The 16,153-nt window shown below is 47.9% G+C and carries 14 protein-coding genes and 1 riboswitch; of the genes, 6 read left to right on the top strand and 8 right to left on the bottom strand.

Translation table 11 applies throughout. From position 1 onward, the window contains the following. From BMW94_RS28680 to speE, 4 genes are all read right to left on the bottom strand, one after another. Positions 1 to 1,482: an alpha-N-arabinofuranosidase gene (locus tag BMW94_RS28680; RefSeq protein WP_091002032.1), complete on the bottom strand. Its 1,482-nt coding sequence runs from the start codon at positions 1,480 to 1,482 to the stop codon at positions 1 to 3. 216 nt (positions 1,483 to 1,698) lie between these two features. Further along, on the bottom strand, positions 1,699 to 2,886 hold the full coding sequence (locus tag BMW94_RS28675) for a WD40/YVTN/BNR-like repeat-containing protein (RefSeq protein ID WP_091002030.1): 1,188 nt from the start codon (positions 2,884 to 2,886) through the stop codon (positions 1,699 to 1,701). 1,086 nt (positions 2,887 to 3,972) lie between these two features. Then, complete coding sequence (gene speB, locus BMW94_RS28665) at positions 3,973 to 4,842, bottom strand: agmatinase (RefSeq protein WP_091002027.1); 870 nt, start codon at positions 4,840 to 4,842, stop codon at positions 3,973 to 3,975. A 14-nt stretch (positions 4,843 to 4,856) separates the two neighbouring features. Continuing rightward, entirely contained in the window at positions 4,857 to 5,684 is an 828-nt protein-coding gene (speE, locus tag BMW94_RS28660; RefSeq protein ID WP_091002026.1) for a polyamine aminopropyltransferase, read from the bottom strand. Positions 5,685 to 5,980: 296 nt separating this feature from the next. Here speE and BMW94_RS28655 point away from each other — a divergent pair, with 296 nt between their 5' ends. Beyond that, complete coding sequence (locus BMW94_RS28655; protein WP_091002025.1) at positions 5,981 to 8,059, top strand: transglycosylase domain-containing protein; 2,079 nt, start codon at positions 5,981 to 5,983, stop codon at positions 8,057 to 8,059. Positions 8,060 to 8,204: 145 nt separating this feature from the next. On the opposite strand, the gene BMW94_RS28650 is transcribed toward BMW94_RS28655, so the two are convergent. Next, the gene (locus tag BMW94_RS28650) at positions 8,205 to 8,708 is read right to left on the bottom strand and encodes a YwhD family protein (protein WP_090905344.1); all 504 of its coding nucleotides are present in this window, start codon (positions 8,706 to 8,708) and stop codon (positions 8,205 to 8,207) included. A gap of 101 nt (positions 8,709 to 8,809) precedes the next feature. On the opposite strand from BMW94_RS28650, the gene BMW94_RS28645 reads away from it, so the two are divergent. The 5 genes from BMW94_RS28645 (at position 8,810) to BMW94_RS28625 (ending at position 13,924) form a co-directional block, all read left to right on the top strand. Continuing rightward, entirely contained in the window at positions 8,810 to 10,801 is a 1,992-nt protein-coding gene (locus tag BMW94_RS28645) for a M1 family metallopeptidase (protein ID WP_091002024.1), read from the top strand. A 10-nt stretch (positions 10,802 to 10,811) separates the two neighbouring features. Next, positions 10,812 to 11,654 (top strand): hypothetical protein, encoded by an 843-nt coding sequence (locus tag BMW94_RS28640; RefSeq protein ID WP_091002022.1) that lies wholly within the window; start codon positions 10,812 to 10,814, stop codon positions 11,652 to 11,654. 253 nt (positions 11,655 to 11,907) lie between these two features. Further along, positions 11,908 to 12,045, top strand: a riboswitch (cyclic di-AMP (ydaO/yuaA leader). A gap of 3 nt (positions 12,046 to 12,048) precedes the next feature. Next, on the top strand, positions 12,049 to 12,519 hold the full coding sequence (locus tag BMW94_RS28635; RefSeq protein ID WP_091002020.1) for a C40 family peptidase: 471 nt from the start codon (positions 12,049 to 12,051) through the stop codon (positions 12,517 to 12,519). A 400-nt stretch (positions 12,520 to 12,919) separates the two neighbouring features. After that, on the top strand, positions 12,920 to 13,414 hold the full coding sequence (locus tag BMW94_RS28630; RefSeq protein WP_091002018.1) for a GNAT family N-acetyltransferase: 495 nt from the start codon (positions 12,920 to 12,922) through the stop codon (positions 13,412 to 13,414). 150 nt (positions 13,415 to 13,564) lie between these two features. Continuing rightward, the gene (locus tag BMW94_RS28625; protein ID WP_063567633.1) at positions 13,565 to 13,924 is read left to right on the top strand and encodes a c-type cytochrome; all 360 of its coding nucleotides are present in this window, start codon (positions 13,565 to 13,567) and stop codon (positions 13,922 to 13,924) included. Between the two features lie 294 nt (positions 13,925 to 14,218). Here BMW94_RS28625 and rbsK read toward each other — a convergent pair whose 3' ends face one another. From rbsK to BMW94_RS28610, 3 genes are all read right to left on the bottom strand, one after another. Beyond that, positions 14,219 to 15,205 carry a ribokinase gene (rbsK, locus tag BMW94_RS28620; RefSeq protein WP_091002016.1) on the bottom strand — a complete coding sequence of 329 codons (987 nt, stop codon included), beginning with the start codon at positions 15,203 to 15,205 and terminating at the stop codon, positions 14,219 to 14,221. 45 nt (positions 15,206 to 15,250) lie between these two features. Continuing rightward, the gene (locus BMW94_RS28615) at positions 15,251 to 15,547 is read right to left on the bottom strand and encodes a 4a-hydroxytetrahydrobiopterin dehydratase (protein WP_091002015.1); all 297 of its coding nucleotides are present in this window, start codon (positions 15,545 to 15,547) and stop codon (positions 15,251 to 15,253) included. 253 nt (positions 15,548 to 15,800) lie between these two features. Next, positions 15,801 to 16,094: a hypothetical protein gene (locus BMW94_RS28610; RefSeq protein ID WP_091002013.1), complete on the bottom strand. Its 294-nt coding sequence runs from the start codon at positions 16,092 to 16,094 to the stop codon at positions 15,801 to 15,803. Positions 16,095 to 16,153: the final 59 nt, after the last annotated feature.

Genomic DNA, 16,153 nt, shown 5'->3' with positions numbered 1-16,153 from the left:
TTATCCCTTTATAGAGACCACACCAACCGAGGCCGGAGGCAGTACAAAACGCAGTTTATTATTTTCGAGTGTAATATCCTTCCATTCCGCAGGTTGAACCTGATCCGGCTGTTCAAATGTGTTGAACGCACTATAATCTGCGTGATGCAAAATTCGTCCCGATACAGCAGAAGCGTTCGTTGATTCAATCTGACAAACCACTTCAAGCTCATCCGTATGACTAAGGTTACACGCTGTCACATGAATAACGCCATCATTGTTGCGAGAAGCTGACAAACTCAGTTGAGGGATGGTCTCTTCTCCGAAAGTGTATCCAGGGCTCTCGTAATTCAGTTCCAACCGCTGCGCGTCCATGTGCACCTGATACATATCAAACACATGATATGTAGGCGTAAGCAGCATCTTCTCTCCTTCTGTCAAGACCAACGCCTGGAGAACATTAACGATCTGGGCCAGATTGGCCATATGCACTCTTTTATTATGTTGGTTGAAAATATTCAGATTGATCCCTGCAAGTACAGCATCACGCATCGTATTTTGTTGATACAGGAACCCAGGATTCGTACCCGGCTCAACGTTATACCACGTTCCCCACTCATCCACGATAATACCGACTCTGCCCTCAGGATCATATTTATCCATAATCTCGGAGTGCTTCAAAAGTAACTCTTCCATATATAGCGTCTTTTTCAATGTAGTGAACCACTCAACTTCTCCGAAACCTGTAGCCTGACCTTTATCTGCCCACTCGCCTGTTGGAATGGTGTAATAATGCAGGCTGATTCCATCCATAAAACGACCGGCCTCCCGCATTAACACCTCCATCCAGTGATAGTTGTTGTCATTGGGACCGCAGGCAATTTTATAAATTTCATTCCCGGAATAATTGCGTACATATGTAGCATAACGACGGTACTCATCTGCGTAGTATTCCGGACGCATATTACCGCCACAACCCCAGTTCTCGTTCCCCACACCAAAGTATTTCAGCTTCCATGGCTTTTCACGGCCATTGCTCTTCCGCCAGTTCGCCATCGGTGATTCCCCATCAAACGTGATGTACTCCACCCATTCCTGCATCTCCTGCACCGTACCGCTGCCCAGATTGCCGCTGATATATGGCTGCGTATCAAGTAACTCACATAGTCTCAGGAATTCATGCGTGCCGAAATGATTGTTCTCTTCTACCCCGCCCCAGTGCGTATTAATCATCCGGGCGCGCTCACTTTTGGGACCTACGCCATCTTTCCAGTGATACTCATCGGCAAAACAACCGCCAGGCCAGCGAAGTACGGGAATACGCAGTTTTTGCAGTGCAGTAAGCACATCATTTCGGATACCTTCCGTATTGGGAATAGGGGAGTCCTCCCCCACCCAGATGCCTTCATAGATACAGCGTCCCAGATGTTCTGAGAAATGACCATATATATTGCGATTTATTAATCCTTGTTCCGAATCCGCCTTTAGAATAACATCAACCATAATTTCAACCTCCCAAAAAGTATTGTTATCGCTTACAATAACGTGTTTCTGAACAGGATTCAACCGTTTTTATTTAAGCAAAAACAAGCCCTTTCCGGCTTCATTTTCCCGGAAAAGACTTGTTTGTTTGCGCTGGCCTCATCAGGCCAAATAAGTTAAGATTTATACCCTTTTAGATTGAAATCGCCTTAAAATTATTCCATGGCATGACGCCATTTACTCGTTTGCAGCGGGCAATAACATTTTTTGCTTCCATGTTGTTCCACCATCTGTCGTCTCATAAATCGCAGGAGAATTGTCGCTGGTTACTACGAGCCAGCCTGTTTTGGCAGAAGGAAACGAAATGCGGGAGCTATAACCTGGATCTTTCAGGTCGATATTTTTCCACGTGGAACCTGCATCATATGAACGTCCAATCCCCATTTTGCCTGCTGCAGGTGATCCTGCGGAGAGATAGGCCGTCTGATTACCGATCAACGCCATGTTCCCTGGGTGACCGCCTGGATCTGCAGGGCCTTTTCCATTCCCTGTGCTGCTTGCACCTGGGGCAGGGCCCCCACCTGCTGTGGATTGAGCAAAGACCTGTCTCCACTTCTTGCCCTCATTCCCGCTCGCGTAGAGAGAATATGACTGCTGGGACATTCCTGCGTCGCCATACAGAAGAGCCCATACCTGGTTACCGTTTGCGTATAAGTCTCCACCACTCCAGGTTGTTGATGCTACTTTCAACGATTGCGTCCAGTTCTTGCCGCCATTACTTGTCTGCATGATACGGTAACCCGAACCAGGAACCACTACAATAGCATAACCTTGCTTCTGTGTCGTGAACACAGCTGCGCGTGTATTGGCTGGTGTGGAGATTCGATTCCATGTTGCACCGCCATCCTTCGTCAAATAAGCTCCATTATAGGTGTATCCAAAGCCTTCGCTTTTATTGCGAAAATCAATTCGTTTAAATGGTATGCCCTTCGTATCCATCCGTGTCCAGTGCGCACCGCCATCCGTTGAGCGGATAAGATATTTCGTTGGAGAATCCTTCACCTGTGCCAAAGCAAACCCATTCACATTATTCGGGAAATCAAGTTGTATGAACTGCCATTGGCCTGTATAGATGGACTGCCAAGTGCAGCCTGAATTCGATGTGCCAATAAGGAAGCCTTCACCACCAGCCCGTCCGGTAGTATTGTTCAGAAAATCGATATCCGTAAATTGCAGTCGTTGGTCTTCCACACCACTGCCTTTTTTCAACGTAGCCGTTAATCCGTGATCTCCACTTCCACACGCTGGGGAGGATGCAGCGTTAGCGCCGGGTAGAGTATGTACCTGTCCCAGTCCCCAAGCCAGTGTTACGGATAATGCGAGTGCGCCAATGCGTTTCCATGTCATTCTGCTCTTTGTTGTCATTGTGACACCTCCTTCTATGTTTTTACCCTATTTTGTAGAATTTAACGTAACAATTTATTTATCGCGCGTGACATTATTGCAATAAAAAAACCACTCATGCCCACATTTTTATCTCATGGGCATGAGTGGTTCATCATGAATCTCTACTAAGAGCTGATTTAAATGGGATATGTCTTAAAAGCAATGATCACAAAAGTGATACTTAAAACAAGGCAAAGGGCAAAATGCAATTTATTGTATTTAAGTGTTCTGATGCTGAAGGCAACATATAACATGGCGAGATTAGCCAGTATGAACGTTAAATTGATGAACAAAGTCATTGTTAGTATAAGATTGATGGTAAATATCATAAGTACCGCTACGAACCATTTGGGATACATACTCAATTGAGCCCGGATTGCATGCATAACATAACTCCCTTCCTCTATTTCCATATTATACATAAATATTAAGATAGAGTCATCCCAAATACGTGTTTTCGCTTAACGAGCGGGCGGAATCATATATACAACAAATGGTAGAGGTACGGGAACGTACGTGCTATAATCAATGTTATGGACTCTGAATAAAGGTGGATGTTTTCTTGATCACGGCGCAGCTTCCCGAAAGGGGGTGACGTCGATGGTCAAACTTGTGGCGTTGCTTGATGTAATCCGATGGATTGCTGCGATCCTCAGTTTAGTGCTGAGTATCCGAAAGCTTTACCGTTGGTTGCGCAAAAAGTTTCGTAGCAAGCGAAAACCCACCTCATAAGGTTGATCGCCTGACGGTGGGTTTCGCTTGAATAGCAATATTTAGTTCATGCGCGCCGTGGCAGTCCACAGCCTTTCGGGTCCTAAGAGTCTTTACCGTTGGCGCGGTGAAGGCTCTTTTTTTAGTATATGGTCGAATCAACCACCATATACTTCACGAATGTAATATATCAATCAATATATCAATTAATATACTACTGATTACTGTTGTTGTCAGTATACCACAGTCCAGAAATGAGGTTCAACAAGTTAAGTTCAGAAGACGATCATAAAAAAAGCCCTCTCCTACGCAGACTTCAACCTGACGCAGAAAGAGGACGCTGTTTTTTTGCGATTACTTCACGAATCCAAGCAGCATTTCACGGATCATCTTCGCAGCCACAATTTGTGTCTGTTCTGTAGGATCGTAAATCGGCGCCACTTCCACCAGGTCACAACCGACCACATTTACATCTGATCCTGCGATCATGTGAATGGCTTCAAGCAGTTCCTTGGACGTAATGCCGCCTGCTTCTGCCGTTCCTGTACCCGGAGCCGCAGATGGATCAAGCACATCGATATCGATTGTAACATACACCGGACGGTTACCCATTTTCGGAAGAGCTTCCTTCATCGGAGCTGCCACTTCAAACGGATAGAAGTTGATGTTCTCCCGTCCAAATTGGAACTCTTCACGGGAACCGGAACGGATTCCGAACTGATAAATATTTTTGCCGCCCATCAGTTCAGCTGCTTTACGCACTGGTGTCGAGTGAGACAATGGCTCGCCTTCATAGTTTTCACGAAGGTCGGCATGTGCATCAATATGAATCAGGATAAGGTCCGGATATTTTTTGTACATCTGCTGAATGACAGGCCAAGTGACGAGGTGTTCCCCACCGAGACCAATCGGGAATTTGTCGTCAGCCAGCAGGCCACCGATATATTCTCCGATGACTTCGAGACTGCGTCCTGCGTTACCGAAAGGCAAAAGCAGATCCCCAGCGTCAAAGTAAGTCATATCCACAATACTTTTATCCAGGTAAGGGCTGTACTCTTCAAGTCCAACCGACGCCTGACGGATATGGGAAGGACCAAAACGGGACCCTGGACGGAAGCTGACGGTGTAATCCATCGGCATACCATAAATGACCGCTTTGGATTTCTCATAATCCTCTGAACTGCAAATAAACACGTTACCTGAATAAGCTTGATCTAATTTCATCTCATTATTCCTCCTTATTTCGTAAGGTCTTCCACGAATTTAGGAAGAACGAACGCCGCTTTGTGCAGACGTGGAGAGTAATATTTCGTATCCATCTCTGGAATCTGCGTCTCGTCCACCTCAAGCGGATTATGTTTTTTGCTACCCATTGTAAAAGTCCACAGACCACTTGGGTACGTAGGGATATTACAGCCGTACACATGTACGATCGGGAAGATTTCTTTAACGTCTTTGTTTACCTTTTGGATCAGATCCGCTTTGAACCACGGGTTGTCCGTTTGAGCAACGAAGATCCCGTCTTCTTTCAACGCTTCATAAATGCCCTGGTAGAAACCGCGCTCAAATAGCGGAGCAGCCGGACCTACAGGCTCTGTGGAGTCAACGATGATTACATCGTATTCATTTTTATGTTCTATAATATGCATGTAGCCATCGTTCACCAGCACTTCAACGTTAGGCTCGTCCAATTTACCGGCGATTTCAGGCAGATACTCTTTGGAATATTCAATCACTTTCCCGTCGATTTCGACGAGAACTGCTTTTTCTACAGCAGCGTGCTTGATGACTTCACGGATAACTCCGCCGTCACCGCCACCGACAACCAGCACCTTTTTCGGGTTCGGGTGTGTGTTCAGCGCAGGGTGAGCCGCCATTTCGTGATAAACGAACTCGTCTTTCACCGTCGTCATCACCATGCCGTCAAGCAGCAACATATTGCCGAATTCTTCGGTCTCTACCATGGCAAGATCTTGAAAATCCGTCTTTTCGCTTACATAGGTCTGTTTAATCTTCGCGGTGATTCCGAATGCGGGGGTCTGTTTCTCCGTAAACCACAAGTCCATAATCTCTACCTTCTTTCCGTAAAGTTTATATAGATTAAATTGACCAGAGCGTACATAGCGTCTGACTAATCAAAGAATCAAATCACTGACAATGGAACTATTCGACCTTCCTTGCCTATTGTATGTTGTGCCGAACTGTACCTTTTCATTACCCTTTTGCATTATACGCGATTGACGTTTATACTGCAAAACGGTTTTTTTCTGCAAAAAAGCTATATTTTAAACGTTAAACGGGCTTATTGAATATCCGTGTCACTGAATTCCCATACTGGAAAGAAAAGAAAGGAGCCCGTTCCATGACCCAATCCAGCCAAAAGACCCGCAAACGCGGGTTCCGTATATGGAAAGTCATCAAAAGCCTGACTCTGCTCGCTATTCTCGGCCTAATCGCCATGGCGGCAGCATTGGTCTATCTATACGCCACCAGCCTGCCGCTGGCCGACTCCGATCGTAATTCCAGGCTGCTGGACAGCCAGGGCGAAGTCATTGCTACTTTCTCGGCAGGCGGCAAAGACTCGGTACCCGTGCAGTTGGGAGATATCTCACCTGATTTGGTCAACGCTACACTTGCCGTAGAGGACCGCAAGTTCTATGATCACGTTGGCTTCGACATCCGAGGAATGGGGCGGGCTGTACTCGTCAACCTGGAACATATGCAGATGTCTCAGGGCGCAAGTACACTGACGCAACAGCTCGCTCGCAACTTGTATTTGTCTCATGAAAAGACATGGACCCGCAAAGCCAAGGAAGCGATGTACACGGCACAACTGGAGATGAAATACAGCAAGGATGAAATTCTGCAGATGTACCTCAATGAAATCTATTATGGTCATGGCGCCTACGGGATCGAAGCAGCCTCACGAATGTATTTTGGCAAATCCGCCAAACAGTTGACGCTCGCTGAAAGTGCCATGCTTGCAGGGATTCCAAAGGGTCCGACCTACTATTCTCCATATAATCATATGAAGAACGCCAAGGACCGGCAGAAGGTTGTATTGAATGCCATGGCTGACATCGGCAAAATTACGCAAGCGGAAGCAGACAAGGCCTATGAGGAAATGCTTTCGTTCAAGCCGGAAAGTGAACGCAAAACCGTAGAAAGCGCACCCTATTTCCGCGACTATATCCGGAATCTGGCGATCAAGGAGCTGGGAATCAGCGAAGCGATGCTGGATCATGGAGGATTGAATATATACACCACGCTGGATCTGCGTGTGCAAAAAGCGGCAGAAGATGCCGTAGCCAAGGGCATGGACGCCAAAAGCGAGCTCGAAACGGCTCTGGTATCGATCGATCCGCGTACCGGATACATCAAAGCGATGGTAGGCGGAAAAAATTACCGCACCAATCAGATTAACCATGTACTTGCGACTACACGCCAGCCGGGATCTGCTTTTAAACCGATTATGTATCTGGCTGCCCTGGAATCGAAACAGCTCACCAGTGCGTCCATGTTTAAAAGCGAGCCGACCTTGTTTCATTATGACAATGATCGCAAGACCTATAAACCCGGCAACTTCGGAGATAAGTATTTAGGTGAGATTGATCTGAGACAGGCGATCGCCGCTTCAGACAACATCTACGCGGTAAATACGATTATGCAGATTGGACCTGAACAAGTGGTGAAAATGGCTAAAAACCTAGGAATTACGAGCAATATGAGCCCGGTACCCTCCCTTGCACTCGGCACCTCACCTGTTAGTCCACTGGAGATGGCTTCGGCATTCTCCGCTATCGCCGCAGGTGGGCAGCGAACACCTCCTGTAGCCATTCTGCAAGTGACAGATGCCGCAGGACGAGTCATCTATGAAGCACCTCAGACCAAGGCCGAGAAGGTCGTTGAACCCGCTGCCGCTTATGTATTAACACGCTTGATGGAAAGTGTGTTCGAAAATGGAGGTACGGGTAATCGGGTATCTGCAACGATTAAACGGCCTGTCGCCGGCAAAACCGGGACGACCAATACGGATGCTTGGCTCGTCGGCTTCACCCCAGAGCTCTCAACGGCTGTCTGGGTCGGTTACGATCAAGGCAAAGCCATTTCCACATCCGACGGGCGTCGTGCGGCACCCATGTTCGCCCAGTTTACGGAACAGGCCCTCGCCAGTGTTCCACCGAAGATTTTTACTGTACCGGATAACGTCGTCAGTGTATATATCGATCCCGAATCCGGCAAACTGGCTGGCAATGGCTGCGCCGAGAAACGGCTGGAGGTTTTTATTGATGGCACGGAACCGACCGAGGTCTGCCGCAGCGCTTCAGACGATTCGGGTTCAGAGAAAGATAAAGACAGTCGCGAAGTACAAAACCAGCAGGGAATACAGGAAGAGAAGCATTCATGGTGGAAGGATTTCAAACGCTGGTGGGTGGAATGACCCAAGTGACGTAAATGCGCAATGACGTAATTACGTCATCTCCCGTGAAATTTAATTTCAGCATAGAAGCAAAAGCCCCGAACCGATCATCTCGGTCACGGGGCTTTTGCTTCTTCTTTTTTGAATAACTTTGAACATTCATTAATTAGGCGAGTGCTTCTTTCAATTCATCTGGAGAAGCGTTCCACCATTCTTCGTTATGCGTAGTCAGCAACGTCTTGAGTGCCGCGCGATCCTCAGGTCCAAGATCATCCAGCATGAACCGGCGCTTCATGGCATAATCCATGCGATTCACATGATCGGCCAGCAGTTTCCACCCCCGACGCGCTTCTGTGTCAATCCACATCTCACACGCCGTTGCTCCGCCATAGAACTGTCCCTGTTCGTTACGGTCCACAGCTACCCATACCAGCCATACCTGGCGCCCATTGGGTACGTCCTCACGGTTGGTCGAGAACTTGATGTTACGCTCTACCTTGCTCTTCGCATGCATCGCGCCAATATCGATCTTGGCTTCTCCGTTATCAATAATAACTGGAGACAGGTTGTTCAGATCAATGGAACCTGCACCAAAGCCTTTGTGTTTGCTCTTTGCACTAACGATATTCAAGGCAATCTGTTTTTTGCCGTTTTGCTCGTTTTGGTCCATGTTTATAGCCTCCAAGGGTTGATACAAATATTTTAACTAATAATCGCCCCAATGCAAACATATACATGCTGTAGATGCTTGTCAACGGGAGGTATTTAACGATGATTCCACGACGCGCCAAGAGCTGGCTCACCGCAATTATAGCCCTGTGTGTAGTTGCCGGGGGGATATGGCTTGGTCTGGGTTCCACACGCTCCATTCATTCTGACTTGCCTGCGCTCGCCCCGGAATCGGGCAAGCCTACGGCACCCGTCAAAACCCAAACATCTCCGGAAAGTATACAGACACCTACCGCTGAAGTGTTCAGCAACCGCGTAGTGGAATATCACATGGATGTGAAGCTGGTAGACGGGAATGTACTGCAAGGGACACAGACGATCACCTGGAAACATCCAGGTAAGAAAACCGTCAGCGAGCTTTATTTTCACATGTATCCCAATGCCTTCTCTTCTGCTGACACTACTTTTATGAAAGAATCCGGGGGAAAGCTTCGCGGTGATGTCATGCCCACGAACGGTTATGGTTCCATGCATATTACAGAAATGAAAACAGAGGACGGGCTTTCTCTCTTGCATCGGATGCAGTATGTGCAACCGGATGATGGAAACATGAAAGATACTACCCTCATTAAGGTAAGGCTGCCCAAACCCGTTAAAGGCGGCGAGAGCATCACGCTTCACACTCAATTTGAGGTCAAGCTACCGAAAATTTTTGCCCGCATGGGAACAGCAGATCATTTCGTTATGGCAGGTCAATGGTTCCCTAAACTTAGCGTATATGAGCCAGTAGGCACACGAGGTCGAACGACCGAAGGCTGGAATCTGCATCAGTATCACGGTAATTCAGAGTTTTACGCCGATTTTGGTATCTATAGTGTGCGTATTCGGGTACCGGAAACATACAAAGTAGCTGCTACTGGATTCCCAACCCAGCAAGCGGTTGTGAAGAACGGCGAAAAAGTATATCAGTTCTATGCCGATGATGTGCATGATTTTGCCTGGTCAGCCTCTCCTGATTTTGTTTATGCAGAAGAACCCTTCTCTGCTCCCAATGTGCCAGGCGTTCGAATCAAGCTGTATCTCGACCCTGCTCATGAGGATCTGAAGGAACGTTATTTCTACGCCGCCAAAGCAGCGCTATCCAATTATAGCAAGTGGTTTGGCCCTTATCCGTACTCCACACTGTCCATCGTTGTCCCGCCCAAATCAGGGAATGGCGCAGGGGGAATGGAATACCCTACCTTGGTCACCGCCTTCGGTGCAGATGATTCTGCTCCTGGTTACGATCTGGAACGCACGGTTGTGCACGAGATTGGGCATCAGTATTTTTACGGCATGGTCGCGAGTAATGAATTTGAAGAGGCTTGGCTGGACGAAGGATTCACCTCCTATGCAGAAGACAAAGTAATGGAACAGGAATACGGACTTATCCCGAATCTGCCCGTACAAGCTGGTCTCATTACTTCTCCAGCTTCACTGACACAGGACTCCTGGAAGTTTGATTCCCAGAATCAATATGCAGCAAACGTATACACACGAGGCAAGCTTGTATTACTCGGAATAGAACAACAGGTTGGTGCAAAAACGATGGAACGCATCCTCTCGACTTATGTGAATAAATACCGCTTCAAACACCCTACTTCGTCTGATTTTCAAAAGGTTGTGGAGCAAGTGACGCGTACATCCTGGACCGATTATTTTAATCAGTATGTGTACGGAGACGGCATGGCTGACTTTGCAGTGGAGAAGATCGCAATCAAACCTATCCTGAAAGACGGTCAAACGTTGTACGAGTCGTCGGTTACATTACAGAAAAAAGGCAGTGAATATAAGAAGGTGCCTGTTCGAATTATGTTCCAAGATGGAAAAGTTTTGACGAAAGAATGGGATGGTAGCGAGGAGCGCATGACCTACAAACTGACCTATACTTCCCCTGTTTCCTGGGCTATGACTGATCCGCTATACACGATTGTGCTGGAGAACCATCATATGAATAATTTTCTGAAAGCCGGACTGGATGAGCCAACTAAATCCCGCTGGAGCATGAGCGCAACCAAACTTATAGAAGCCATATTCGGAAGTCTGTCATGGTGAGGTGGATACAGTGAAAGCGAAAATACGTGAAGGCTGGTTTCTCGTCCGTCAGCATATGTTCATTGCAGCACTTTTATTTCTCTATCAATTAGTATGGGGATACTTTCTTTATCGAATGGTACAGTCAGCTGTGGTTCCGCTGCTCCTGCGTTATCCCGATCCTGATGCAGGGGAACTCAGTACGATTTTATTCAAAATGGAGAGCCAACTCAGCCTGACAACGAACCCGGAGGTCCATCGTTATTTATGGATTCTAGGGGCTATGCTGCTCCTACGGATGCTGATTAGCCCTCTCATTCAGGCAGGGCTGCTCTACTCGCTCCAGCATTATAATCATTCGGAAGAGCGCATTCCATTCATTCGCGGCATCAAAAATTTGTGGAAACCGATGCTGTTGCTCCACACCATTCGTACCCTTTTGCTGCTGCTGCCGGCTTATTGGCTCGCACCAAAGCTCTATTCCATCTTTATGGAAGGTTTTCATTCTCTCCATCTGCTCTTGCCTGGTATTCCCTATGTTGTGGGTTGGATTGTATATGGGTGGGTTATCCATCATGTCCTGCTCTACATGCAGTTTGGTATATCAGCTCCTGAAGGGGAAGGCGGAGCGCGTGGTACGTTTCATGCTCTATGGATCGCACTACGTCAGGTCATCACTCTAATCGGCATTGCTGTCCTGCTGGGCGGCCTTCATCTGCTGGTCTTTGGTGCCTTTACTTCAGCTTCATGGTTACTAACGGGTATAACTGGTCTTATACTACAACAAACGTATCCACTTGCCCGGTGCTTGCTGAGCCTGTGGAAAATATGCGCCCATTTCCGTTTATGGCAGTCCAACTTGGTCAAGGATTAAATTAAACGGTTAAAAAAAGTTACCATCTCTTATGTAAATTTGTATTCATAAACTCCCGTTAAATAAGCAAACCTCGACCTTTCCCCGTCAAAGGTCGAGGTTTTTTTTGCTAATTTTGTTGCTAAACGTTGCCAAAGTGATATACCTCTGTTACAATAATCGCAGTGAGTTTTTAGTAACAACTTTGTAATCTTTACCTTCATATTTGTAACTACTTAAAATTTAATCATCATTTCTTGATTTCGCAGGTGCATAACTAGCATAGCCAAATTCCTAGCACCTGGGAAGCGGGGGAACCAGTTATGGGTGAATTGATCTTGCAACAGAGGGATCATAGGGGACCTTCAACCGAATCCTTAAGCTAACCTCGCAGGCATTGGAAGGGGTATATCTCTTGTTTAAGAAGAAATTAACCGCAGCTGTACTCAGCCTCACATTCGCATTATCGCTTGGAGCAGGCAGCGCATTCGCAGATTCGAAAATGGACCAAGTCATTGATTCAGCAATGGGAACTACATACAAAAGTGGAGGAACAACGCTTAACGGCTTTGACTGTTCTGGGTTCACAAGTTATGTATTCGACAAGCTGGGCATTGATCTGGCTCGCCAATCGAGTTCACAATTCGACATGGGTGATTCGGTATCCCGGATGGAAATGAGACCAGGTGATCTGGTATTCTTCAATACAACGGGCAAAGGGGTCTCGCACGTAGGGATCTTTGTAGGGGATGGAAAGTTTGCACACTCCTCTTCTTCTAAAGGAGTTACAATCAGCGCATTAAGTGAAAGCTACTGGGCTAACCGCTATGTTGGCGCTAAACGCATTATGAGCACGGACGCATATGAGACATTGGCCATTGAATAGGGACAAGCTGAGCAACGTCATGCTGGAACAATAAAACTACTGTAACGAAGTATAATAGAACCGTCTGGTACATTCTTCGCAGGAATGGATCCGGCGGTTTTTTGTGCTTCGTTTCCTTATAACGCATTCGGGATAGCGATCAAACCTAACTTTAACTTCTTTTAAAGCTATTTTTCGTTGCTTTGTCCGTGCTCTTATCATGTTTTTACCCAGCCCACTATAATATAAACGAAATTACCGGAACTTTTGTTTCACTTTTTTTCTAAAAACGAGGGCTTGCCAAATGAACGCCTCTTTTGTAGAGTGAAAACAAGCTTAGATATGGAATGACATATGTATATGGATATGAACAAATCAAAATCATTATAACTTGTTCACAATGAGAGGAGCGTGCAGTTGCATGGATGAAGCCCCTGTGACGTTTCACGTTGTGCCCATGCAAGAAGAACATGCGGAGCTCATCTGCGATTGGCAGTATGACCCGCCTTATAATATTTATAGCTGGCTGCCCTGGGAGCAGATGAAAGCCCTTGAAGTAGAATTCGGCGATCCCCAGCTACGGAAAGAACAATATGCGGTGGTACTGGGAGAGGATCAGCAAATTTTCGGTTTCGCTCAATACTTCCCGCTCGAAGGTGTCACCCGCATTGGCCTTGGCATGCACCCCGATCGATGCGGTCACGGTCAAGGGACGGCTTTTGTCTCGGCCATTGTACGGGAAGCCATTCGCCGGAACCCCGCAAACGAAATTGATCTGGAAGTTCTGACCTGGAATGACCGGGCCATTCGCGTCTATCTCAAAGCCGGATTTGTTACGCAGGATACATACGAACGACAAACACCGAGCGGTTTAAAACCTTTTTACTGTATGGTCTATGAAGGTCCACGCGAATAAATAGGGCTTGAAATGACCCTAAAAAGTCCCCGGTTATGTGATTAGTTCAAAAAATTACCACAAAATGCTATGATGTCACTACAGGTTCCGTTATAATGATATGGATAGTTTCAAGTTAGATGATCTTTCATTCTGGAGGGGACATAAGGGATGCACAAATGGATCATGAGCGGGGTATTTTTTGCAGCGTGCGCTTTAGCTATTGTACTAATGTTTACGCTTCCAGGGAAAGAGGAAGTTGCAGAAGAAGCGAAACCGACGATGCCACAAGTTACGATGGATGCAGGACAGGCTGAGGCACTGGTCAAAGCAAACTGTATTACCTGCCACGGCGATCAGCTTCAAGGGGGCATGGGCCCTAGTCTGCAGAAGATTGGTAGCCAGGACGATGTGGAGAAGATTTATACCACCATTGTCAAAGGTAAAAGCGGCGGTATGCCTTCGTTCAAAGACAAGCTGAAGGATGAAGAAATCGCGAATATTGCGATGTGGCTGGCGGAGAAGAAGTAATCGAAGACGTCCAAGGCGATCAGTTAGGATAGGTTGCATGCATGTATAGCGTGGTGGGTGGCTTCTATCACCCCCTGCTCTTTACGCATGCTCTAACCCTTGCTGGAGCTAGACGCACAATGTAGTCACCCCATATTCGTATACAGGGTTGCTGAGTTTAATAATGGTCATACAGAGAAGAGGCTCTTACTTTCCCGTGCTGGGAAGTAAGAGCCTCTTGATCATTTCAGGGATGCTTCGATGAAAACATACACCACGCTATGGCTCCTCTGATTCACCTAAAGCATGCATAGATTATTGGGTCTTTGCCTTCTGATCGGCAAGGAAAGCCTGCACTTCACGTGCTGTCGGCATCCCGGACTGGGCGCCGAGCTTCGTCACGGACAACGCGGCTGCGCCCATGGCGAAGCTTACCGCCGCGTCCAGCGTCTCTCCGCGCGCGAGGGCTACCGCCAGCGCGCCGTTGAAGCAATCGCCAGCGCCGGTCGTGTCGACGGCGCTTACGGCGTAGCCGGGCGCACGGCACGCGCCGGCACGCCCTGCCTTTACGCGGCCGCCAGGCGCTGCCGCGTACACAGCCCCCTCGGGGCCGAGGGTCGTGACGACAGCGGCCCCGAGGGATGCGGCGAGCTCTGCCACCGCCGCATCCACGTCTTCCGGCCGGAGATCATCCCGGCCGGTGAGCACGGCGAGCTCGCTGCGGTTCGGCGTGACGACGTCGACGCACCGCAGCAGCTCCTGGGGCAGACCCGGCACGGCAGGCGCCGGGTTGAGCACCACCAATGCGCTGCCTTCAGCCGCCAGTTGGGCGGCGCGGGTGACCGCAGGCAGCGGGATCTCCAGCTGCAGCAGCACCGCTGCGGCTGCAGTCAGGCTTTTTACCGTATCCGCCTCTTCCAGCATCGCAGGCACAACCCGCCCATTCGCTCCGGGAATGACAATAATCCGGTTATCTCCTTTGGAGAGCCAGATGGAGGCCGTACCTGTAACGGTATCATCCAGAATGCGAACCTGTGAGGCATCCGCCCCGCTTTCCGTTAGACTGTGCAGCAGGCGTTCACCAAAACCATCGGAGCCTACCGCACCAACCATCGTTGTCTGTCCACCCAGTCTTGCAGCAGCAACCGCCTGATTGGCGCCTTTGCCCCCGGCCAGATAATGCAGTTCCTCCCCGCTCACCGTCTCGCCTTCCTCAGGAATAATGTCCGTCTTCACCACCAAATCCATATTAAGGCTGCCAACGACAGCAATAAGAGGTTTGTTCTGATTATCGTCTGACATGTATGCTTCACTCATTTCCGGTAGTGCGATAATAACCAATCCAGGTTATTCCGACCTCATTTTCTCAAAAGCCTCATTATATTGCTCTGCTTCTTTAATATCTACAGATGTGATGCCACCTTCATCCCATGATGTGAGACGCAGTGTGACCGTTGTATAGTCAATCGTAATAAAAGGATGATGATTGAACGCTTCCGAAATCGCTGCGACCTCGTCCACAAATGCAATCCCTTTCATGTAGTTGGAAAATAAAAACTTGCGGACAATCCATCGTCCCTCTTCCAGTTCCCAGCCTTCCAGCCTTCCCAGATGAGCTTCGACTTCCTCTTGCGAAAAAACCATACGTTATCTTCCTCCCCATAGGATGGCTCATCACAGACACCTGTCCATGCTGCCACCGAAACCTTTGGTGCTACCCCTAGCAACCCAAACGCATAGGTCCACCGCCCTGCGGTTCGCCCGTTTCATGACTATCATCTTACCACGGACAAGCCTCAAATTCCAATAGTACAAATGGCGCTAGATCCACTAACCATAAGGCTTTAGGGAGATTCTCCAACTCGGTTTTCCATGCCAAATATCTTATGTGTGCATACTAAATGAGTGGTACAAAAGTCAGCTCTTCTTCCCCTATTAGGATATGAATTCGGTGCTGATCCTTGTCATGAATGACCACTCCACTTCCTACCGGAATGACCGATTCCTCACCGAGCGCATAGAACAGATCTTCCGCGAGCGCCTCATCCACTTCGAGCTGCTCTGTTAAACCAAGGCGTGACCATTCTTCCTCATCCATCTCAAAGAAAACATAGCGGTCCGGTATTCGGCCTATAGCCCCTGTCAAATCTGTCAATATTCCTTCATAATCCCGTCCATGCTTTACGCCCATTGGCTTTTCACTCCTATTTAGCCCCTAAGGAGCAGATTTGATCTTATTATACCTGAAAA

It is taken from the genome of Paenibacillus sp. OK003, from assembly GCF_900109515.1.
Taxonomy (GTDB): domain Bacteria; phylum Bacillota; class Bacilli; order Paenibacillales; family Paenibacillaceae; genus Paenibacillus; species Paenibacillus marchantiae.
Note: the sequence above shows the minus strand (reverse complement) of the source record. Positions and strands in the feature narration are given on the sequence as shown.

Bases quoted from the DNA above. Each gene is read 5' to 3' on its own strand.
- BMW94_RS28645 (WP_091002024.1), top strand. From the start codon at position 8,810: ATGATTCCACGACGCGCCAAGAGCTGGCTCACCGCAATTATAGCCCTG.
- BMW94_RS28630 (WP_091002018.1), top strand. From the start codon at position 12,920: ATGGATGAAGCCCCTGTGACGTTTCACGTTGTGCCCATGCAAGAAGAA.
- BMW94_RS28680 (WP_091002032.1), bottom strand. From the start codon at position 1,482: ATGGTTGATGTTATTCTAAAGGCGGATTCGGAACAAGGATTAATAAAT.
- speE (WP_091002026.1), bottom strand. From the start codon at position 5,684: ATGGACTTGTGGTTTACGGAGAAACAGACCCCCGCATTCGGAATCACC.
- BMW94_RS28625 (WP_063567633.1), top strand. From the start codon at position 13,565: ATGCACAAATGGATCATGAGCGGGGTATTTTTTGCAGCGTGCGCTTTA.
- rbsK (WP_091002016.1), bottom strand. From the start codon at position 15,205: ATGTCAGACGATAATCAGAACAAACCTCTTATTGCTGTCGTTGGCAGC.
- speB (WP_091002027.1), bottom strand. From the start codon at position 4,842: ATGAAATTAGATCAAGCTTATTCAGGTAACGTGTTTATTTGCAGTTCA.
- BMW94_RS28610 (WP_091002013.1), bottom strand. From the start codon at position 16,094: ATGGGCGTAAAGCATGGACGGGATTATGAAGGAATATTGACAGATTTG.
- BMW94_RS28655 (WP_091002025.1), top strand. From the start codon at position 5,981: ATGACCCAATCCAGCCAAAAGACCCGCAAACGCGGGTTCCGTATATGG.
- BMW94_RS28615 (WP_091002015.1), bottom strand. From the start codon at position 15,547: ATGGTTTTTTCGCAAGAGGAAGTCGAAGCTCATCTGGGAAGGCTGGAA.
- BMW94_RS28650 (WP_090905344.1), bottom strand. From the start codon at position 8,708: ATGGACCAAAACGAGCAAAACGGCAAAAAACAGATTGCCTTGAATATC.
- BMW94_RS28675 (WP_091002030.1), bottom strand. From the start codon at position 2,886: ATGACAACAAAGAGCAGAATGACATGGAAACGCATTGGCGCACTCGCA.